At 61.4% G+C, this 5,471-nt stretch carries 5 protein-coding genes and 1 pseudogene; 1 reads left to right on the top strand and 5 read right to left on the bottom strand.

The annotated features are described in order from the left end of the window. The 5 genes and pseudogenes from AC1D1P_RS13270 to AC1D1P_RS13250 form a co-directional block, all read right to left on the bottom strand. Window positions 1-121, bottom strand: a pseudogene (locus AC1D1P_RS13270) (branched-chain amino acid ABC transporter permease); the annotation flags it as partial. A gap of 8 nt (window positions 122-129) precedes the next feature. Continuing rightward, window positions 130-756, bottom strand: coding sequence for a LysE family translocator (locus tag AC1D1P_RS13265; RefSeq protein WP_457280737.1), 627 nt, complete (start codon window positions 754-756; stop codon window positions 130-132). Window positions 757-938: 182 nt separating this feature from the next. Then, window positions 939-2,126 carry an ABC transporter substrate-binding protein gene (locus tag AC1D1P_RS13260; RefSeq protein WP_477673304.1) on the bottom strand — a complete coding sequence of 396 codons (1,188 nt, stop codon included), beginning with the start codon at window positions 2,124-2,126 and terminating at the stop codon, window positions 939-941. 196 nt (window positions 2,127-2,322) lie between these two features. Continuing rightward, window positions 2,323-3,900 (bottom strand): benzoate-CoA ligase family protein, encoded by a 1,578-nt coding sequence (locus AC1D1P_RS13255; RefSeq protein WP_477673303.1) that lies wholly within the window; start codon window positions 3,898-3,900, stop codon window positions 2,323-2,325. Window positions 3,901-3,996: 96 nt separating this feature from the next. After that, complete coding sequence (locus tag AC1D1P_RS13250) at window positions 3,997-4,488, bottom strand: flavodoxin domain-containing protein (RefSeq protein ID WP_477673302.1); 492 nt, start codon at window positions 4,486-4,488, stop codon at window positions 3,997-3,999. A gap of 134 nt (window positions 4,489-4,622) precedes the next feature. Between AC1D1P_RS13250 and AC1D1P_RS13245 the strand changes: the two genes are divergently transcribed. Beyond that, a partial coding sequence (locus AC1D1P_RS13245; RefSeq protein ID WP_477673301.1) for a helix-turn-helix transcriptional regulator occupies window positions 4,623-5,471 on the top strand: 849 nt, incomplete at its 3' end.

Genomic DNA, 5,471 nt, shown 5'->3' with positions numbered 1-5,471 from the left:
GAGCCAGGTTGACCACACCCATGATGCCGAAAATCAGCGTGAGGCCGGCGGCCAGCATGAACAGCAGCAGGCCGTACTGGACGCTGTTGAGCAACTGGATGAGGAAGTTGGCGAGATCCATAAATCCGATTAGGTGTGACGGCGTGTGAATAACAAGAGGCTGCCCATCAGGGTGAATAAACCGCCGGAGACGCGGTTAAACCAGCGCACGGCCCGGCTGGATCTCAGCAGCGGTGCGATGCGCGCCACGCCCAAGGCGCAGCCGGTCAGCACGGTGAACTCAAACGCCATGAAGGTGAGGGCGAGGATGGCGAACTGCGGCACAAAGGGCGCGGCCGGATTCAAAAATTGCGGGAAGAACGCGGCAAAGAACAGGACCGCTTTGGGGTTGCTGGCGCCGACCAGGAAGCCGCGCAGGAAAAACGAACGGCGCTGGGCTGGTGCTTCACCTGCGGCAGGATCAAAGACAGCCGCTTCACTGCGGAAGGTCTTGATCCCCAACCAGATCAGATATGCAGCGCCAATCACCTTGGCTACGGTAAAGGCGGTTTCAGACGCCGCCAGCAACGCGCCTAGTCCCATGGCCGACAGCAGCATCACACACAGCACCGCGCTGACGCTTCCAGCCACCGAAGTCATGGCCTTGCGCGGACCATGGTTGAGCGCATTCGTCATGCACATCAGCATGGTCGGGCCGGGTGTGAGGATCAGCAGGGCGACTGCTGCGACGTAGAGGAGGTAGGTAGTGAGCGTCATGGTGAGGATGCTACAAGACAGAAAGCACACCTCATACCAGTTTTACCTAAGAATGAGGCGGGGCGGCCCATGTGACTTCATACCAGCATGAGCCGCGGGACTGGCTTTGCCAGACCGCAGGCGGGCGGCCCCCTCGGGGGGCAGGRAGCTACACGAAGTGAGCGACCGTGGGGGCCACGTCTTCAGGCCATCTTGCAGCCGGCGCCCGAGTCGGCCAGCGCCTTGGCTGCCACACCAATCACCTTGTTTTCCTTGTTCTCGACCACGCGCAGGTACATGTCCTGCACAGGGTTGTGCGACGGGCTCATGGTCCACTTGCCGCGCGGGCTGTCGATGACGGCGCCTTCCAGGGCTTTGTAGAGGGCCGGCTTGCTGCTCAGGTCGCCCTTCACCGCGTTGGCGCCCTGAATCAGCAGCAGGCCGGTGTCGTAGCCCTGCACGGCGTAGACGTCGGGCTGCAGTCGGAAGGTCTTGGCGTAGYTCAGGCGGAACTGGCCATTGCGCTGCGTSGGYAGCGAGTCGCTGTAGTGCATGGYCGTGATGATGCCGTTGGCAGCGGGGCCGGCGGCCTCGAGCACGCCTTCTGTCAGGAAGCCGGAGCCGTACAGGGGAATTTTTTCCTTCAGGCCCGAGGCGGCGTAGTCCTTGATGAATTTGGCYGCGCCGCCGCCGGCGAAGAAGCAGGCCACGGCGTCAGGCTTGAGCGCGGCGATTTCGGTCAGCAAGGCCTGGAATTCGACCTGCGGGAAGGGCAGGCCGAGCTCCTTGACGATGGTGCCGCCCGCAGCGGTATAGCTTTCCTTGAAGCCTTCAAAGGCCTCGTCGCCTGCGGCATATYTCCAGGTGATCCAGACGGCTTTCTTGTGGCCGCGGTCGACCATGGCCTTGCCCAGCGCGCGTGTGGGCTGCGAGTTGGTAAAGGACGCGCGGAACACATTGGGCGCGCACAGGCTGCGCGTGGCGGCGTGCACGCCGGCGTTGGGGATCAGGCTCAGCACGCCGGAGTCGCGGGCGACTTTCTGGATACCCATCTGCACGCCCGAGTGCACCGTGCCGACGAGCACGTCGACCTTGTCGCGCTGCACCAGTTTGTTGGCGTTTTCAATGCCTTTGGAAGGTTCGGACTCGTCGTCGACCTTGAAGTATTCGATCTCGCGGCCGCCGAGTTTGCCGCCTTGTTCGTTGATGGCCATGCGAAAGCCGTTTTCAATGGCGACGCCGAGCTGGGCGAAGGTGCCGGTATAGGGCAGCATGAAACCCACACGCACCTTGGCGGACTGCGCACGCACGATTTCGGGCAGCAAAAGGCCGGTGGAAGCGGCACCGATAACGGCAGCACTGCGGGTCAATACAAGTCGGCGTGAAGTCATGGAATAGCTCCTGGTTGAGACTGAAGACAGTGAGACGAATAGTAAGCGTGCGTTGTGTATGCAGCCCTAGTGTAAAACCCGAGATTGAAGATTAAATTGTTTACACCTAAAGCAATAGCCGTGCCCGATTTGCGCATTTTTTCGGCCCGCCGGCGCAGGGTATTTTCCGGCTGCCTGCTTCCCGGGGTTTTCCATGTCAGTGCGGCTGGCGCAGCTTGAAGCGCTGGATCTTGCCGGTGGCCGTCTTGGGCAGTTCGCTCACAAATTCAATCCAGCGCGGGTATTTGTAGGGTGCAAGCTGCAGCTTCACATGGGCCTTGAGTTCGTCCACGGTGGCGGCCTGCCCGGCCTTGAGCACCACATAGGCCTTGGGCTTGATGAGTTCGTCAGCGTCGGCCACGCCGATCACCGCCACTTCCAGTACGGCGGGGTGCGTCATCAGGCAGGCTTCGACTTCAAACGGCGAGACGTAAATGCCGCCGACCTTGAGCATGTCGTCGCTGCGCCCGCCGTAGGTGTAGTAGCCGTCAGCGTCGCGGGTGTATTTGTCGCCGCTCTTGGTCCATTCGCCGGCAAAGGTGGCTTTGGTCTTGGTGCGGTTGTTCCAGTACATGATGGCCGCGCTGGGCCCGCTGATCTGCAGCTCTCCGATTTCCCCGTCGGCGCATTCACGCCCGTCGTCGCCGATGATGCGCAGCCCGTAACCCGGCACGGCCTGGCCGGTTGTGCCGTAGCGCACCTGGCCGGGACGATTGCTTAAAAAGATGTGCAGCATCTCGGTGGAGCCGATGCCATCCAGGATTTCGCAGCCGTATTGCGCGGTCCATTTTTTTCCGATTTCAGCGGGCAGGGCTTCCCCGGCGCTGGTGCACACGCGCAGGCGCAACTCGGACTTCGCCGGCCGGGCCGGATCGGCCAGCAGGGCCGCATACAAGGTGGGCACACCATAAAAAATCGTGGGCTGGTATTTTTTGAGCAATGCAAACACGTCAGCAGGCGTGGGCCGCGCGGGCAGCAACACCGTGGTGGCACCCACACTCATGGGAAAAGTCAGTGCGTTGCCCAGGCCGTAGGCAAAAAAGAGCTTGGCAGCGGAATACACCACGTCCTCTTCCCGGATGCCAAGCACGCCGCGGCCATACAGCTCGGCCGTCTGGATCAGGTGGCTGTGCAGGTGTACGGTGCCTTTGGGTGCACCGGTCGAGCCGCTGGAGTAAAGCCAGAAGCAGACCCCATCGGCGCAGGTGTCTGCTATGGTTTTGGTAGCTTCTTGCGCACGCAGGACGCCACTCAGCGTGGGATATCGCGGGGATTCTTCAATGCCGGCGACGATCACGGTTTTTAGCGTGTCCATTTTTTTGAGCAGTGGCTCAAAGGCCGGGAGCAGGGCACTGGAGACGATAAGGCCCTGTGCCCGCGAGTCGCGCAGCATGAACTCGAAGTCGGGAGGTGTGAGCAGGGTGTTGGCCGCCACGGGCACCGCACCCGCAAGAATGCAGCCGAGGAAAGCGACGGGCCACTGCGGCGTGTCCAGCATGGCCAGCAGCACGCGGCTTTCAGGGGCCACCCCCTGGGCACGCAAGGCGTTGGCAAAACGGTGGGCCTGGTCGATGAGTTCGCCGTAAGTCAGCGCCTCGCCGGTGGTGGCATCGATGAAGGCGACCTTGCCCGCACGGCCGGCATTGCGCTGCAGCAGGTCGTGCGCGGCGTTGTAATTGCGCGGAATGGTTACCCGTGGCGGGCTTGCCGAATGGTCTGCGGTGCTTGCTTGCATGCTTGTCTCCAGATTGCTCTTGCTATTATTTTGGTAGCTGCTTGCGCATGCACATCAAGCGCTACGGGCCGATTTCTTATAAATTCATGATGCAGATCAAGCGGTGGCCGGGCTTGCTCCCAGCGTCTGCAGTGCGCCGGTGAGCCACTGGCGGCACCACTCAGTGCCTTCTGTTTCGGGCATGGTTCCGCTGCTGGCGTCGTGGCACCAGATATCGCCGATGCGCTGGGCGCCCAGGTCGGTCAGGCGTTCGTCAAATTTCTTGCCGCCGAAGCAGAAGGTCTGCATATAGGTGCGGTCGCCGAGCGCGATGACGCCGTAGCGCACATGGCCCAGGAACTGCGGGTTGGCGTTCAATGATTCATAGAGGGCGCGGGCGTTGTCGGGCACATCGCCGGAGCCGTAGGTGGAACTGCAGATGAGATAAAGTGCATCTTCTGCCTTTGAAGCGTCGAAGACGCTGATGTCCAGGTTGTCCATCAGTTCGACTTCAATGTCGTTGACCAGGTCTGCGCAATCCATCTGGATGGCCTGTGCCACATAGTCGGCGGTACTGGTCATGGTACCTACAAGGATTTTGAGTTTCATCAAGAAGTCTCCAAATAAAAGATGCACTAAACTGCTTGACATCAATTTAACCTGAAGTATACTGCAATTTAGACGAAATGCAACTGGCAAAGCCCTGAAAGGGCGACTTTTTACACAGGTGCTTCTTGGAAATCATGTCCGAACAGGAATCGAAAGCCACGCTCAGTGAACTGGGCGCCCGCGTTCGTGCGTGGCGCGCGCGCCGGGGCATGACGCGCAAACAGCTGGCGTCGGACTCTGGCCTGAGCGAACGCTTTCTGGCCGATGTGGAAACCGGCAAGGGCAACGTTTCGATCAATTCCCTGGAAGCCGCGGCCCGCGCGCTGAACATCTCTATCCTTGAGCTGCTGCAGGACGCGCCGCGGCCGGCTTTGGCCCGTGTGCAGGGCTTGTTGACGCGGCTGGATGATTCGCAACTGGACCAGGCCTACAGCCTGCTCGGCAGCACCTTCGGCCTCAGCGACTCACTGGGCCGCGAGCAGCGGGTCGCGCTGATCGGCCTGCGTGGCGCCGGCAAGTCCACCTTGGGCAGCCAGCTGGCGGCCGAGCGTGGCGTGCCTTTTATCGAGCTGGACCGCGAGATTGAACGCGAAGCCGGTACCAGCATGAACGAAATTTTGCTGCTGCATGGGCAGGCCGGCTACCGGCGCTATGAGCGCCGCGCGCTGTTCCGCATCGCCGAAGACCACCCGGATGGCGTTGTCATGACCACGGGCGGCAGCATCGTGAGCGAGCGCGAAACCTTCGATTTGCTGCAAAGCCGTTTTTACTGCGTCTGGCTCAAAGCCAGCCCCGAAGAACACATGGCCCGCGTGGTGGCCCAKGGCGACATGCGGCCTTTCGACACGACCCGCGGCGCGACCGACGAGGCGATGGAAGACATCCGCCGCATCCTTTCGAGCCGCGAAGCGCTCTATGCCCGCGCCGACGCCGTGGTTGATACCGCTGCGCGCACACTGAAACAAAGCCTCAAAGACCTGGAA

The sequence above is a fragment of the Polaromonas sp. P1_E1_2 genome (assembly GCF_056406035.1).
This window is presented reverse-complemented; position numbering and strand designations above follow the sequence as displayed.